The organism is Haloarcula sp. CGMCC 1.6347 (genome assembly GCF_037078395.1).
Lineage (GTDB): Archaea > Halobacteriota > Halobacteria > Halobacteriales > Haloarculaceae > Haloarcula > Haloarcula amylolytica.
Window position 1 is genome coordinate 338,539 of record NZ_JAYMGX010000003.1, and the last position, 15,329, is coordinate 353,867.

The 15,329-nt window shown below is 54.7% G+C and carries 11 protein-coding genes; 4 read left to right on the forward strand and 7 right to left on the reverse strand.

Annotated features, from left to right (window positions below):
- Window positions 1-13 precede the first annotated feature (13 nt).
- From VI340_RS17570 to rdfA, 6 genes are all read right to left on the reverse strand, one after another.
- On the reverse strand, window positions 14-1,348 hold the full coding sequence (locus tag VI340_RS17570) for a 5'-deoxyadenosine deaminase (protein WP_008312057.1): 1,335 nt from the start codon (window positions 1,346-1,348) through the stop codon (window positions 14-16).
- Window positions 1,349-1,467: 119 nt separating this feature from the next.
- Window positions 1,468-1,665 carry a 30S ribosomal protein S17 gene (locus VI340_RS17575; RefSeq protein ID WP_129756283.1) on the reverse strand — a complete coding sequence of 66 codons (198 nt, stop codon included), beginning with the start codon at window positions 1,663-1,665 and terminating at the stop codon, window positions 1,468-1,470.
- Window positions 1,666-1,811: 146 nt separating this feature from the next.
- Window positions 1,812-2,660, reverse strand: a complete 849-nt coding sequence (nadE, locus tag VI340_RS17580) for an NAD(+) synthase (RefSeq protein ID WP_049943033.1) — start codon at window positions 2,658-2,660, stop codon at window positions 1,812-1,814.
- Window positions 2,661-3,069: 409 nt separating this feature from the next.
- On the reverse strand, window positions 3,070-3,891 hold the full coding sequence (locus VI340_RS17585) for a hypothetical protein (RefSeq protein ID WP_336358858.1): 822 nt from the start codon (window positions 3,889-3,891) through the stop codon (window positions 3,070-3,072).
- A gap of 153 nt (window positions 3,892-4,044) precedes the next feature.
- Window positions 4,045-5,835, reverse strand: coding sequence for an archaea-specific SMC-related protein (locus tag VI340_RS17590; RefSeq protein ID WP_008312053.1), 1,791 nt, complete (start codon window positions 5,833-5,835; stop codon window positions 4,045-4,047).
- Window positions 5,832-6,479 carry a rod-determining factor RdfA gene (gene rdfA, locus VI340_RS17595; RefSeq protein ID WP_008312051.1) on the reverse strand — a complete coding sequence of 216 codons (648 nt, stop codon included), beginning with the start codon at window positions 6,477-6,479 and terminating at the stop codon, window positions 5,832-5,834. The genes VI340_RS17590 and rdfA overlap by 4 nt, the downstream gene beginning before the upstream one ends.
- A gap of 541 nt (window positions 6,480-7,020) precedes the next feature.
- On the opposite strand from rdfA, the gene VI340_RS17600 reads away from it, so the two are divergent.
- From VI340_RS17600 to aglF, 4 genes are all read left to right on the forward strand, one after another.
- Window positions 7,021-10,185, forward strand: a complete 3,165-nt coding sequence (locus tag VI340_RS17600) for a GAF domain-containing protein (protein ID WP_008312050.1) — start codon at window positions 7,021-7,023, stop codon at window positions 10,183-10,185.
- A 70-nt stretch (window positions 10,186-10,255) separates the two neighbouring features.
- Window positions 10,256-10,519, forward strand: coding sequence for a HalOD1 output domain-containing protein (locus VI340_RS17605; RefSeq protein WP_008312048.1), 264 nt, complete (start codon window positions 10,256-10,258; stop codon window positions 10,517-10,519).
- A gap of 536 nt (window positions 10,520-11,055) precedes the next feature.
- Entirely contained in the window at window positions 11,056-11,598 is a 543-nt protein-coding gene (locus tag VI340_RS17610) for a DUF7344 domain-containing protein (RefSeq protein WP_008312046.1), read from the forward strand.
- A gap of 1,779 nt (window positions 11,599-13,377) precedes the next feature.
- Window positions 13,378-14,106 (forward strand): UTP--glucose-1-phosphate uridylyltransferase AglF, encoded by a 729-nt coding sequence (gene aglF / locus VI340_RS17615; protein ID WP_336358859.1) that lies wholly within the window; start codon window positions 13,378-13,380, stop codon window positions 14,104-14,106.
- 107 nt (window positions 14,107-14,213) lie between these two features.
- Here the strand turns inward: aglF and VI340_RS17620 are convergent, their stop codons facing one another.
- The gene (locus tag VI340_RS17620; RefSeq protein ID WP_336358860.1) at window positions 14,214-15,098 is read right to left on the reverse strand and encodes an IS1595 family transposase; all 885 of its coding nucleotides are present in this window, start codon (window positions 15,096-15,098) and stop codon (window positions 14,214-14,216) included.
- Between the last annotated feature and the right edge of the window lie 231 nt (window positions 15,099-15,329).

Below are 15,329 nucleotides of genomic sequence, written 5' to 3' on the forward strand. Positions count from 1 at the left end.
CGCCAAGGGCCACTCAGGGCTTCTGTTCCTGTGCGGACTTGCGTTCGTCTTCGAGGTCCATCTCAAGCCCCATAGTCGAGGCCTCTTCACGCACGGCGTCGGCGTCGATGGTGGTTACCTCGCCGTGTTCCATGAGCACGTTCCCGTCGACCATCGTGAAGCGGACGTCGTCGCCGTGGGCCGCAAACACCAGATGGGAGAGCACGTCGTGCAGCGGCGTTGCCCGCGTAAGGTCCGTATCCAGACCGACGATGTCGGCGCGCCACCCCTCCCGAATCGCCCCAAGCTTCTCGAAACCGGCGGCTTTCGCACCGTTTCGCGTCGCCATCTCGAAGATTTCGGCCGCCGGCGTCACCGTCGGGTCTAGCTGGTCGACCTTCTGGAGGAGGCTCGCCTGTCGCATCTCGGTGAACGCGTCGAGCGTGTTGTTACAGGGCGGTCCGTCGTTGCCGATGGCGACGTTGATACCGCGGTCACGGTAGTCCCAGATCGGCGCGATGCCGCTGGCGAGTTTCATGTTCGAGGACGGGCAGTGGGTGACGTGCGTCCCCGTTTCTGCGAGGACTTCGCGCTCGCTCTCGTCGGTCCAGACGCAGTGCGCAAGGACGACGTCCTCGCCGGTGAGACCCACCTCGTCGAGCCAGTGGATGTTGCGCATCCCAGTATCCTCTTTGACCGTCTCGATTTCGCTCTGGTTCTCACTGGCGTGGGTGTGGATGCGGACGCCATCGTATTTGTCCACGAGTTCGCGCACTCCCCGGAGACAGGCCTCGCTACAGGAGACGGCGAATCGCGGGGTGACAGCGTACCGAATCCGGTCGTTGTAGGCACCGTGATACTGCTGAATGAGTCGCTCGGACTCCTCCAGTGCAGCCTGCGTATCCTCCAGCAGCCCATCCGGCGAGCGCTGGTCCATCAGCACCTTGCCGAGCACGCCACGGATACCGATCTCGCCCGCCGCTTCGAAGGCGCGGTCCGCGTGGGCGACCGAGAGGTGGTCGATACAGGTCGTAGTCCCGCTTTCGATCATCTCCAGATAGCCCAGTTTCGCCGCGACTTCCATCTCCTCGGCGGTCAAGGAGGCCTCCATCGGCAGAATGTAGTCGAATAGCCAGTCGAGCAGTTCCGTGTCGTCGGCGATGCCACGGCCAAGGCTCTGTACGGAGTGGATGTGGCCGCCGACGAGTCCCGGCAACAGCACGTCGTAGGACTGGTGTTCGTGGTCGGCGTACTGCGATTCGAGTTCGGCACGTGAACCCACAGCCTCGATACGGTCCCCGGAGACGACGACCGCCCCGTCCTGCAGAACGGTCTCAGAATCCGCAACGACAGTCCCAGTGAGTAGCATACGTCCTGCAAGACGGTCTCTACATAAAGAAGGTCCTCATATCGGGACGACCGCCGAGTGCAGACAACCCGGCCACAGACGTGTGGCACTCCGTGTGTCGCGTGTGCTTCGCAGTGGCCTCATCTTTCCGAGCCGTTCCGTGTCCGTTTTTGATGGGTGATGTATCTGGTGAGTCTGGTTTGGGTACGAAACGAATCCACGCTGGCGAGTCGCTGAACGAGACGAGTGTTTGTCTCGTACTGCTCAGTAAACAGTTCGGGGTACTCCGACAGTAGCCTGTCGCCGATGTCGATTATCTCCTGAGGGTCGGCCTGCATGGGTGTGAGAATCGCGGAGTGTGGCTGTTAACTGCTTTGCTCACAGAAATACCACGTTTGGCTCGTACTGTTGGCTGTCCCTCTTGCGAGAGATTTGTGACTCCCCAGGGGTGGCGAAATACGCCACAGACGAACAGCCGACAGTGTCAGTTATCCATCGATGGCTTTGGTGGCGTGTGTCGCTTGTGGCGCGTACTGGCACACCACTGAACCGTACGCTCAACGACAGATTCGCTGACGCCGACCTTGTCGGCAACCACCGACGCGGAACAGCCTCTATCAATCGCGAAGTGGAGGACGCTGTCGAGGTCTCGCTGGTCGATACCCAGTTCCGCCGCATCAGTTGCCCCAGTGTGCTCCATTGGATGGGGTGACTGGTCGAGGAGGTCCGATGGAACCGCAAGTGCATCAGCCAGGGCCTCGATCTCAGTTCTATAGAGGTCGCCAAACAGCGACAGGTCCACGCCGTTCTCGCCGTGTTTCGCAACGGAGCCCAGCAGTCGGTCAGTCCGGGAGACAGTCCCTACAACGAGTTCGTTCCTGGTGTTTGCGACGTAGTACTTACACGCCATCCGGAAGCGTTCGCCGGCGTTTTGCATCGCCACGAGGTCGTCGGTCGGCCCACCGGTCTCACCGACGACTCGCTGGAACGCCGTCAGCACTGGCTGCAGATTGAGCCGGTGACAGTCGATATCAAGCAGCGACGCGACGGTTTCAGCCGTCCGAGCAGGCCCCTCGTCGCTTAGCTGTACCGGCATCACCAGTCCGGTCACGTAGTCGGCTCCGATGCCGTCGACAGCCAGCGCCGCCGCAACTGTCGATTCGATGCTGCCGTCGAGCGGAACGACCAGTCCGTTAGCTTCCGCCTCCGTGATCCTGTTCTCCAAGAACACCGGAAGAATGCCCTGTATCCGTCTGGTCGCTGCCTTCGACGTCGCCAATCCGTGGTCCTCACGCGGGAGTTTGAGCGTGTGAGGGTGCGTCGCTTTACTCACGGACACTCTCCTCCCGCGCTACCCAAGGCACGCTCGGAGATGCGACTACCGAAACGCACGCATCCAACCAGCCTAATCATACTACAACGTAGGTCACTGGTGTGGTATAACTGTTGTCGACAAACGTCATGAGTGTCTTCGGTAGCCTCGATACACCTTATATATTATCTTCAGTTATCCAAAACTATATCCGGGCATTTACCCAATATCACAATATTCTTGTGGCTGTAACCCGGCATACAATTCACTACGCCCGGAATATCGTCCAGTCCTTAAATCTTTGCTGAGAGGGAAACGGCGCTTTCAGAGCGAAAATATACTCCACCGCTCATCTCGGCACGCCAAACCGTGTTCTGAAAGGCTGACCACGTTCACCAGAAATAACCCAAGACGGTTGGCATCATGATCATCACGTCTTGGGTTTGGTCGATTCAACGGCCTGTTCGGCGACGACAAGTTCCCGGTTGACGATCCGGTCAACGATTGCACTGCTGTCTAGCTGGTCCGAGACGACATCGCCGTCTGCAGTGTAGCGTCTGACTGTGTACGCATCCATCGCGTTCCGGTTCTCGGTGACAGCTTCGACGGCTTCGATTCGCTCGTCAGTCACGGTGTTGCGATACGTGACACCGGGGACAAAACTGACAGTCGGGACATCAGTCGGCCAGTCCCAGGCGAACTGTTCGTGGTACTGATCGAACTGCCACACGAGACGGGCGGCGGGAGCCTCCGTGTCGAGGGTGCCGTTAGCCGCCCGCAACGTCCGGTCCCAGTAATCTATCACGCAGGCTTTGAGATCCGCCTGAAGCTGTCCCTCGATCATCTTCTGCTCGATTGGATACTGCAGTTCGATAGCGACGATGGCCTGGCTGTCGAGATGGGTGAGACACCGCTGGCACTCCATCTCAAACACGGAGCAGCCAAGCGGCCGCTCGACCGTGAGGTGGACGAGTTCGTTCCCGCAGTTCGGACACCACAGGAACAACACGTCGTCGTGGTTGCCAGTCAGTTCCGCCAGCACAGTCAGATCGTCGAACGGCTTGTCGATGTCAGCGTCCTGTGACTGGACGGACTCGCCAGTCACGGTATCGGAGGCGTCGTCCGCGTACTTCGCAATTTTACGGTCTTTTAGTAGTGTTTTGACGACTGAATCATACGATGAGTGTGACTCGGCATCCCGTATTTTCCTCAATTTATCTTTCGTCCAATCCTTGACCCGGATATTTGCCATCTGATTTGAAAAAGCCGGCTTTGCTAATAGTATTTCTGTATTATTGTCCTAAAAGTGAACTTATACCTATCCGATTGTTCCATTATCAGACACCAGAGACCTGCAGCTAAGGGTATCGGCGTCAGTGACGGGGACACTCAAGTTCAGTCGCTATCAGTCAGCCGAGGCCTCTTTCTCGTTCGCAACGGTCCACTGGGTCGGGTCGATCTCGCGTCCGTCAAACGCGGTGTACTCCGGGTACGCAGTAAATACCAGATACTCCGTGCCCTGCTGCAGGTACTCGATCAGGGTGTGGAGATTGTCGTCGTCGAGGCCGCCTAGGCCGTCGACGAGCAAGAGCGGGACAGCGTCGTCGACATCGAACGACTGCCGACCGGCCAGCGCTGCCACAAAGCCGATGAGTTCGAGTTCACCCTCGCTGAGGGCATCTAAGCTCGCTTCCTGGCCGTCGCGGGCGACCACAATATCGAAGTCAGCGGTGAGTCGAGCCGTTTCGAACCCCGTCCCGAATCGGGAGAGGATATCCTGCATCGCGGTGTCGAACGCTTCCCGTGCCTCACGCTTGATTCGGTCTTTCCGGTTTCGAAGTTCAGCGAGGTCGTCACGGACGGATTCGAGGTCGGTTTCGAGCGTGTCGACGCGGGCCGCTCTCGTTTCGAGGTGAGCCAGTTCGTCGGCGGTGTCTTCGAGTTCGGCCTCGCGGTACTTGATCTCACTTTCGACGTCCGAAAGCTCCGCCACGGCCGCATCAACGTGGTCGGAAAGCTGCTCCACGTCCGCCTGGGCCTGTTCGAGCCTGTTTCTGGCTGCGTCGAGGCTCTGTTTCCGGTCGGCCAGCGTCGCCTCTAGCTCAGCGATGTCTTCCTCTAGATCGGCCTTTCGACGGCGGGCCTGGCTGATCTCCTCGCGCTGTGTTTCCAGTTCCTCGACAGTATCTCGGTAGGTCTCCTTCTGGGCCCGAAGCGCCGTGAGTTCGTTCCCGAGCGCGTCCAGTTGGTCAGCCAAGTCCGCCCGTGTCGTCTCACTGCCGCACGTCCAACAGGCGACGGTGTCACCGTCGATATCGCGCTCCACCTCGGTAAGCAGGTCAAGCCGATCCTCGCTGAGTACCATCTCGGTGGCCGAGTACACGGACTGGAGTACCTCGGCGTCTCGCTCCACTTGCGAGAGGCTCTCGCGGGCCTCCGAGAGTTTGTCCGCAACATCATTGTACTCCGGTATTTCGAGAGCGTCGAGAGCGTCCTGGCGCTCCGAGAGACGCTGTTCCGTCCGCTCGATACTTTGCTCGAGTCGTTCGACGCGGTTTTTCGCCTGGTTCTGTTCAGTCCGAGCCTGGCTGAGTTTGCGGCGGACCGACTCCGAACTGTCGTCGCTTCCTGCCTCACTGTCGATCGTCTCGCGTTTGGCCCGCAGGTCTTCGATCTCGTTTTCCAGTCGTGTCACTTTCTCCTGAACGCTGGGAATCCGCTTTTTCGCCTCGCGCGCCTGCGTGAGTTCCGTTTCGATCTGTTCGCGCTCCCGCTGTAACGTCTCGATCTGCGAGTCGATGTTCTGGAAGTCGAGCGGCCGTAACAGTACGTCCTCGAGGTTTTCTCCTGTCCGGACAGCGCGACGGACTTCGTTACGCTCGTCCAAACACGCGAACAGTTCAGCGCGGATCACGTCGTACTCATCGCTGAGGTACGGCTCGCCGTGCCGGACTACGGTACCGTTCTCTCGGGTAAGCGTCACGTCGTAGACACCGGTTGGCGTTTCGAGATGCACCGCACCGCTGTCTGCCCCTTCAGTCAGTTCAGTGGAGGTGCCAAGGGCCGTCTTGATGGATTCGATGAAGCTCGATTTCCCCTGCCAGTTCGAGCCACGGACGACGTTCAATCCCGGCTCTACCGTCGCCGACCCGTCAAGGATACCCGCGATTCGTTCGATTTCGATGTCCCAGGTCATGAATTGTGTGTTGACAAGTTCGCGCTCCGGTGTTGCTTGCAGACGTACCCACGTTCGAGTGCAACGTCGAACGGAACACGGGTCGGACAGTCCGGGCATCCGAGTTGTATCTGGGCCTCTATCTCCGCGGTGTCACCGCCGTCGATATCACCCTTCTTCGCGAGCGAGGACAGTGCCGTTTCGGCCTTCCGTTCGACGACCGTTTTGGCCGTTGCCACGCTCTCCTGCTCCCAGTTAGTTGTCGCCTTCCTGGGCTCTTTTTCACCGTCTAAACAGTCGTTGAGGTGCGTTCGCATCGTTCCCCACGACACCATATCGTCGTGAAGCGACGCTCCCGGGATACCCGTAGCTTGCAGTCGCTCGATGAGTTCATCCCGTCGCAAGTCGTCGTCGCCACGCAACGTGTCGTAATCGCTGTCTACACGCGTGTCAAGGGTTTCACGCCCGTGTTCAGTATAGACTTGTTTAAGCAGCCGTTTGTTGAACCACGCTGTCAGCGACCGATACCCCATTTCGGTTCGGTCATCAGCGCCCGTCCAGCGTGCGAGCAGGCCATCATCAAGGGTGTCGTAGACTGGGTCTGTTGATGCCAACCCGTACTTGTCGATAACCGCGTCTACTTTGCAACCGGAGTCAACAGCCATTGTCCGGTTTTTTCGGCCTGCTCAGTAATAGTTTTTGACGGCCGGGGTACGCACAGTGTAGGTGTGGCCTGTACAATATACACCCTAAGCGTGTTCTTTAGAAATGGACAACAGGGTTGAACAGAGAGTGTATTTGTAAAACGAACATACTATCATATTTACGATACTTGAGATATTTGTATTGTCACCCGATATTTCAAATGTACTATTCTACGATGATCACACGCAGAACTAAAGTCGAGTTTCTAGGCAAATCTTCGATAATGGGCGTTTCAAAACGTATCACATCTGTAGAATAGTGTAACTAAAAAGTGTATTTCAAAACACACAAATTTCCAATATATGTAACATTCCTGTAAAATAGGAGATATATTATTGCAGAGGGCGCAGCATCCGCATACATTCTAAAATATGAGCTATCTACTAATTTGGAGAGCAGACCGAATTCCTCGCGAGAAGCGTTACTGCTAACAGACGTAGAACCATACAGCGTTGGGACCAAGTCAAACGTTTATACGGACTGTCGCGTAAGTAGTGTAGTATGCGGAAGTTGGCCGGTGAGACTGGACCGGCACCAACGGATAGTGGAACGGCAGCCTCGAAAATCAAGGTGCTGTTAGTCGATGACTACGGAGAGTTCCGGCGGACGACGGCGGAACTGCTGGAACACGAGAACGACCGTATCGAGGTCATCGAGGCCGCAAGCGTCGAGGATGCGCTCAGCTACTTCGATTCCGAGTCGATCGACTGTATCGTCAGTGACTACGAGATGCCCGAAGCAGACGGGATTGAATTCGTAGAAACGGTGCGACAGTCTAACGGAGACCTCCCATTTATCCTGTTGACAGGCCAAGGAAGCGAAAAACTCGCCAGCGAAGCGGTTTCAGCCGGCGTCACCGATTACTTCGTCAAGGGCGGCGGGCCAGAGCAGTACGCGGTGCTCACAAACAGGATAGAGAACGCGGTGGAATCACACCGATTCCGCCGAGAAACAGCGCGACTATCGCGGATTAATTCACTATTCAGGGAAATAAATCGCCAAGTGCTGAGGGCGTCAACAGCCGAGGAAATCAAAGAGGCTGTCTGTGAAATCCTGACCAGTTCGGATGCCTACCAGTTCGCCTGGATCGGCGAAAAAAACGAGGCAGGCGATATCGTCCCCACCGCGGGCGGTGGCGACGCACTCGAATACGTCGAAGCGATGCTCTCCCGCTACGGCCGCTCAGTTTTCGATGACGGGCCGTTCGGTCACGCGATCGAAACCGGTGAACATCAAGTAGCGTCAGATATCCGGACTGGATCGTCTGTCCAGCCCTGGCACGAACTCGCATCGGAGTACGGGTTCCGGTCGATGATCGTTCTCCCGATCCAGTACACGGGATCAGTACAGAGTGTGATTTCGATATACGCGGACACGCCTTTCGCGTTCGACGAGGCGGAGCAGGCAGTGCTGACAGAGCTTGCGGAGATTGTCGCCGATGGCCTCCATTCAACCGCAACGCGTGCCGAACTCGAAATGCGGGAAGAAGTTCTGCGAACAATTACCGAAGTGTTCACATCGCGGGACGGGGCGCTCCGGGAACAGATAGCGGATCTCATGCAAGTCGGTCGCAGCGTGCTTGGAACCGAGTACGCGACACTCTCTCGCGTCAACGGGATGGAATACGATTTCGAAGTGCTCCAGACACCCGACGAAACGATTTTTTCAGGCGGAACGGTTCCGTTGTCGGAAACCCCCTGTGCGAAAGCTATCGCGAACGAGGAGACGGTCGTGATGACAGACGTCGATGCCGAATGCGGCGACGCTGACCGAGATCAGATATGGGATGACGAAGTCAATCGGTATCTCGGAACGCCACTCACTGTGGGTGGGAGCATATACGGGACACTCTGTTTCTATGGGTCCGGAACGGGCGGATCAGAGTTCTCGGACTGGGACGTGACACTCGTAGACCTTCTGAGCAAGTGGATCGGAAACGAACTACAGACGCAGCGGGCTGAGATGGGTTTTACACAGTTGTACGAAACGGCGACAGATCTCTTGGGTGTGACTTCAGAGGAGGAAGCCGCTCAAATTGTCGTCTCGCGGACCCGTGATATCATCGGTCTCCCTGAGGTCGTGCTGTACGCGTTCGACAGCGATACGAACACCTTTCGCCCGCTTTCGACCACGGAGACCGAGGAGCAACAAGCTATCCCAGCAGACGGTGATAGCTTCGTGAGTTCGGCCTTTTTCACCGAGGAAACTATCGTTTGCGACGGAAACTCGACCTCGAAAGCGGGCGAGGACACGATGACTGGCGGAAAGGCCGTGTTTGTCCCGCTGGGCGACCACGGAGTGCTTCGAGCGGGCGACACGATCGGCGGCGAGTTCGATACCCAGACCCGTCGAATTACCGAACTCCTGGGGGCGACGATTCGAACGGCGTTCGATAGGCTGACATACGAGACAGAACTCGAAGACAGGCAGCGCGACCTGGAGCAACAGACGGTTCAGCTCGAGCAGATGAATCGGTTGACAGAGCTGAGTCAGAAAATTCACGAGCGAGTGCTCAGGGCAGACAGTCGCTCAGAAATAGAGCAAGCGGTGTGTGACCAGTTGGTCGCGTCCGACATCTGTTCGTTTGCGTGGATCGGGGAATACGAATCCGATACCGACCGAGTCACGCCACGGACGTGGGCAGGGACCGACCGTGGCTTTCTGGAGGAATCGCGCACGCCCTCTAATGAGACACCGCCTCCACCAGCAGTCCAGACAGCCCGGACTAACGAACAGACGCTGAACAACAACATCGCGGACGGACTCAGGGGAAAAGGGTGGCAACGGCGGCTACTGGAACGTGGGTTCCAGTCAGTCGTCAGCATTCCGCTCAGCTATCAGCAACTCTCCTACGGCATCCTGACTGTGTACGCGAAAACGCCGGACGTTTTCGATCTGCCGACACAGTCAGTACTCGAGGAGGTGAGTGAAACGGTCGGATACGCCATCAACAGTATTGAGACGAAGCAGGGGCTCGTCGCGGACCGGGCTGTCGAACTCCAGCTAGAAGCAACGGAATCCGACGATATCATTCATCGGATTGCGGACGTCGTCGATACAGAAATCACATTCGAGGGTATCGTCCCACAGGGAGATACCAGCTGTATCGTGTTTTTCAGCACTGACGCTCCACCAGATGACCTACAAGCGTGTTTGGACACTCTTCCACGGATTGAGCGATTAGAGTGTTTAACTGACACAGAAGACACGAGTTTGTTCGAAGCAACAGTGTCGGGTACACAGCTCGCACTGACAGTCGCCGAACAAGGAGGAGCCCCGCAATTAATCCAATCTGACGGGAAGACTCTGGAGATTCAGCTTGAGGTCCCACAGACGGTCGACATTCGCCAGCTCGTAGCTGAATTACGGCGTTCATGTCCGGACATCGAACTCGTGGGCCGCCACAAGCGGGAACGTGGTGTTCAAACTCGTGAGTCGTTCCACTCAGAATTGACAGCACAGCTGACCCCCCGCCAATTCGAAGTCCTGCTCGCAGCCTTTTATAGCGGATTCTATCAATCACCCCGTGACAAGACCGGTCAAGAGATAGCCGATACACTCGATATATCACAGCCGACGTTCAGCCACCACCTTCGGGTAGCTATCCGGAAGCTTCTAGAACAGTTGTTTAGCGAAGGGGGAACGACCCAGCATCTAGATAGATAGCACCTGTTGTCTGAGTTTGCTAGTCTGATAGAGTATATGCTGATACGGGAGTGTGTTCATACAAAGAACAATGAGTCTGGAGTGGAACGAGACAGAAACTGTCTTTTGGACAAACCAGTACGAATCACCGAGTGAAGCGATTGTGACCGCTATAGCAGCTAAAGAATCCGTAACGGAAACCAGTCTCCCACCGTTGTACAACCGAATCGACCCGGACGCCCTTGATACTATTGTCTCAGGGCAGACCAACGACGACATTCAGATTAGTTTCACATACAGTGGGTACACCGTTCGGATTCGAGACAGCGAGACCATCGAGATCACGCCGACGTAACCGGCTAGAACTTTCCTCCTGGTTCTTAACTGAGCGGATAACGAGGAACCTCCGGTAAGAGAGTATGCCGTGGAGAAGATCCGGGAGAGTTCATGATATGTTATTAATAGGATGCTATGTAGTTTCTGTCTATCCTCACTGGAATTCGATAGCGTAGTACTAATATATGTATCTAAACTAATACGAAAAGGTTCGGAGTTTCGCAGTAATGAAACAGAGACTTGTACCGAGCCGAACAATAACACACTGTACTGCGTTTTCACATGCAGACTTATTTTTATTTATTGCAGGTCATTGTGATTGAGTCATGTAGTACGCCAAATGATTCCGGATGTCACAAACTGAGGGATTATATACAGACTGTGGTCAGTCGGTGAAGAACGGGAGTACGGTGTGCGATACAAGTAGCTATTTCTTACTCAGGAATTAGAAGGTAACGGGGGTGTAACAAAACGGTACCCCGGGTTTCGTGTATATATGTGGCTCTCGCGGCCTGAACACAAACCAATGCAGCAATCGAGGTCATGAGTGAACCGATGGTAGAGGAAGAACCAGAGCTCTCACGCGACCAAATGTTCGATATCCTCAGCAGTTCGAGGCGTCGATATACCCTTTACTATCTACGCCAGCAAAAGGAGCCAGTCCAGCTAACCGACTTAGCTGAGGAGTTGGCTGCGTGGGAGAACGACACAACCGTCGAAGAACTCTCCTCGCAGGCGCGAAAGCGGGTGTACGTCTCGCTGTATCAGACCCATGCTCCGAAGCTTCAAGAGGCAGGGCTAATAACGTACGACGCCGATACGGGCGAGATTGCTCTTCGAGAGGATGCTCCGGAGGTTGAACCATTCATCAGCAATAGTGATAATGATTCTAAATGGTATCAGTACTATGGGGCCGTAGCCCTGTTGAACGCCATTTTACTCCTCGCAGCAATTGTCGGTGTGTCGCCGCTCAGTGCAATCAGTCCATTAGTTATCGGACTAGTCGTCATTAGTTCATTTCTCGTGCTTTCTATTGTTCACGCAGTCTCCAGGCGGCGAGGGGAAAACAACAAGACCTTCGAGATCGGCGAGCCGTGAGCTGAACTATGCGCTGACCGAAAATACCCCCCAAGGGTATGTTATTCTTCGTCGTCGGCCGCACCGTCCGGCAGTAACTGATCGGGCGACCGTTTGTACATCGGAGTGCTCGCGAATTCCGAAATCCGTTCCATTTCGCTGTCGGAGATATGTTCCGGCATACACCGCTACGTGTAACTGTTACAGTTTAGTAATTGAGTTCATATTTGAGGTAGTCGGCTACTTCTATAGTAACAATTGAAACGATGTACACACTGATCGCACTGCCGTCGTGCGAGCAGGTGTGCATTGATCCAATCGCTACTATAGACGCTTGCCAGTTGTCGATGTCCGGGGTATACTAGTGTTGAGCTTTAGGAATTTTGTTGTAAAACCCCTCCGGGTATTGCAACTATCAGAAGTACTCACCCAGATATCGGCTATAGGAGTGTTTATCGGGGATTCTGAATGCAATCATAACATCCGTTACTCGGTCACAAATTCTGGTATGCAGTTTCGCTGTGTCTGCTGGGCATCAATGACTTCTGATGACCTAAGTTTAAGTTAAGGACGTCTGGAGTGTATCCACAATTAGTTCGGAGAATCGGCGAAGCCTTAGCAAAGGATTAGAATCCACGTCATAGCTAAAAAGTCAAGACCGGAGTGAGCCGGAAAGGACGGTGTGACCGAAGCCGTTCCGGCTCACTATCAAAGTGGAGAGAGCGATCCGAGTCGACAGCGACTAACAGGGCACGAGCGTCCCTGAGGGGGGTGGTAAGGATTGGGCCGGTGTTGTGGGTGTCGGGTAACTGCCCTCTCCACCAGTATCTTATGTGCAGGGGTGTATTGTTATAGTCGTGTTATTCCGCCATAGCGGAGCTTACCACTCGAAAGGTATGTGGAGCAGTTGTAGCTGAGCCTTTTACTCAAGTGTTGAATGCGGGTTGAAGTACGTGGTGGCGCCATTTGAGAGGCATTTTCGGTTTAGAGCTTCAAGCGTAACGATCACGGGTAAAAGAGAGTAACATAGATAACATGGATTTCAGATATATGAGAGGCACTGATACGGGGACACTCAAAAATCTCCGAATGAACTTGATCCGATAGTAAATTCGAAGGCTGTACCCAGTTCATCTGCTCCTCCGCGCTATGCCACAAAACAGTGATATGTCCCAGTCTAGTTCATCGAATGTCGGAGTAATTTTATCCTACCATTGGAGATTAGTCTGTTTTCACCGTATTATTGGGGGGAGACGGTAGGATAGATTGGTAAGTAAATGGAGTATAAATGATGTGTAGATGCTGGGTATAAGGACGCAATCTTTAATATAGTAATTACACCTTTCCGAGATATGCTCGATGTAAGTGCAGTAGAGAGACAATTTAAAGATTGTCTTAATCTAAGAGTAGGGCTATGGGGCCAGGGTCAGAGTGCGCGGTTTACACACAAGCGATTGAATTTGTCAAGACCGGGAAATTTGAATGGAGTGGCGGCTGAATGATGTCCTCAGAGGAGTGGGAAGACGTACCGACAGATCCAGACTGGGAATCGGACCTAGGCTACGAGATGGAAGAACTAACTGTTGTCAAATCTTCGACTGATTCACAGTTGATATTTTTGCCGGAGCATGAGTCACAACTCGGTGAAGAAGAGTTCATCGTTATCCACTCGGATTCGCTTCGAGATCTACGCCGATAGCTGAACAACGTTACCAGCGGAAAGAATAGTGGTTTACCCACCGATGACAGGGCCGATTAGTAGCAGCATTACAATGTGGTATCTGGGAAAGCGTGTGAGTGATGAAAGCAGTAGTTCTCGCGGCCGGGAAGGGCACACGACTTCAGCCGCTGACTGATGACCTCCCGAAAGCGTTAGTTGAGGTAGACGAAAAACCGCTTCTGACCCACTGTCTTGACGAGCTCGTTTCACTTGATGCAGACGAGTTTGTTATCGTCGTCGGATACCGAAAAGAGCAGATTATCGACTATTACGGAAACTCGTATAACGGCGTCCCGATAACATACGTCCATCAGGAGGAACCTGCTGGGCTAGCGCACGCCTTGTTACAGGCCGAACCGGAAATCGAGGACGATTTTATGTTGATGCTGGGAGATAATGTGTTTCGAGGAAACCTCGACACAGTCGTACAACGACAACGAGAACAGCGTGTCGACTGCGCATTTCTGGTAGAGGAGGTTCCGGAAGACGAAGCGTCTAGATATGGCGTTTGCGTGACGAATAAATATGGTGAAATAACCGATGTAGTTGAGAAGCCGGACGACCCTCCGTCAAACCTGGTCATGACCGGCTTTTACACGTTTTCGCCAGCAATATTCAAAGCATGTAGTCTGGTTCAGCCCTCTGACCGTGGCGAGTACGAACTTAGCGATGCCATTGATTTACTGATGGACAGCGGAAGAACGATCGACGCTGTTCGTCTCAACGGGTGGCGTGTCGACGTTGGGTATCCTGAAGACAGGGAGACTGCAGAACAGCGCCTTTCAGAAGAAGCGGCTACACTAACCTGACATCGAAGGTTCACTCAAAAGATCTGTCCACTAGGATCACGACGATGTGGCACTGAGAGTTCCTATCAGTTAGCTATATACGCTCTTGTGAAGCACTTTGTTGATTTTCAGAGGGCGGCACCGAGAGCATGTTTGAGTGCTTCGTCACCTGGTTTTCTGTAGAGTTCGCGGCGGAGCTGAAACGCTCTAAGATACGGCGTTAGCTTGTCTTTTGAGATTCCTCGATGGGGCGAGAGCCACCGTCGCGCCAGCGACGCGTGGCTCTCGCAAGTGTTGACGTGTACTTCACAGTCAGCGTATTCACCGTCGCTGTGGACGACGAATTCGCGGGTAAATTCGTCGTCCTCCTCTAGCGGTTCATAGGCCCGAAATCCGTCCGTATAGACGGTCAGCGACTCCTGTTCGTGATTCGCCAGCAGGAGTCGGATCGTCGATTCGTCGGCGGATTTCGCTGGCACGACGTATCGGTCGTTCGAGCCACGATCGACCAGCGTGAACACCGGCGGTTTGTCGCCGCTGTACGATCCTCGTCCACGCGTGGACAGGCCACGCGAGCGCGACTCCTGGTCGCGCTCGCGGCCTTTGAGGCCAGCAGAGACGTAGACCTCGTCGATTTCGACCGGTCCAGACAGCGTGATCGAAGGCGCGTCGAGCGCTCTGACGAAGCGCTCGACGCGCCGTCTGACTGTTTTGTAGGAACAATCGAGTTCCGCCTCAATCTGTCGAATGCTTGTGTTGAACCGTAAGAACACGTAGATCGTGAAGTACCACTCTTTTAGCGAGAGCTTCGAGTGAGCGAAGATCGTGTCGGTCTTGTCGTTGAATGTCCGACCGCAATTCTTACACAAATACCGTTGATACACCCGATAGCTGCCGTTTCTGACCGTCAGGTCAGAACGGCAGCGGGGGCACTCAACGCCATCACACCAGCGAACCTGTTGCAGCAGGTCCGCTGCAGCCGATTCCGACACGAACCGGCTTAGTGGGAACATATCGGGCACCGCTGGCGCGGTGCCCTTGCCCTCTTCGACTTTCAGCCGCAGCTCTCGCTATCAACAATCTACTTCGCAAGAGCGTAGCTATATAATTTATCGTGAGTTGATGGCGGATCCCAACGTCAGTTACTTCATTGGCTTCGAAATACTGTCCATTTCATTGCCAGTTTTCTATGGCAGAGATTGTGCGCCGGCAGTTACCACACGGTGGCTGCCGCTGTAAGGAGA

Excerpts from the sequence above, each read along its gene's own strand:
- rdfA (WP_008312051.1), bottom strand. The coding sequence starts at position 6,479 with ATGGCTGTTGACTCCGGTTGCAAAGTAGACGCGGTTATCGACAAGTAC.
- VI340_RS17585 (WP_336358858.1), bottom strand. The coding sequence starts at position 3,891 with ATGGCAAATATCCGGGTCAAGGATTGGACGAAAGATAAATTGAGGAAA.
- VI340_RS17600 (WP_008312050.1), top strand. The coding sequence starts at position 7,021 with ATGCGGAAGTTGGCCGGTGAGACTGGACCGGCACCAACGGATAGTGGA.
- VI340_RS17575 (WP_129756283.1), bottom strand. The coding sequence starts at position 1,665 with ATGCAGGCCGACCCTCAGGAGATAATCGACATCGGCGACAGGCTACTG.
- VI340_RS17610 (WP_008312046.1), top strand. The coding sequence starts at position 11,056 with ATGGTAGAGGAAGAACCAGAGCTCTCACGCGACCAAATGTTCGATATC.
- aglF (WP_336358859.1), top strand. The coding sequence starts at position 13,378 with ATGAAAGCAGTAGTTCTCGCGGCCGGGAAGGGCACACGACTTCAGCCG.
- VI340_RS17590 (WP_008312053.1), bottom strand. The coding sequence starts at position 5,835 with ATGACCTGGGACATCGAAATCGAACGAATCGCGGGTATCCTTGACGGG.
- VI340_RS17605 (WP_008312048.1), top strand. The coding sequence starts at position 10,256 with ATGAGTCTGGAGTGGAACGAGACAGAAACTGTCTTTTGGACAAACCAG.
- VI340_RS17570 (WP_008312057.1), bottom strand. The coding sequence starts at position 1,348 with ATGCTACTCACTGGGACTGTCGTTGCGGATTCTGAGACCGTTCTGCAG.
- VI340_RS17620 (WP_336358860.1), bottom strand. The coding sequence starts at position 15,098 with ATGTTCCCACTAAGCCGGTTCGTGTCGGAATCGGCTGCAGCGGACCTG.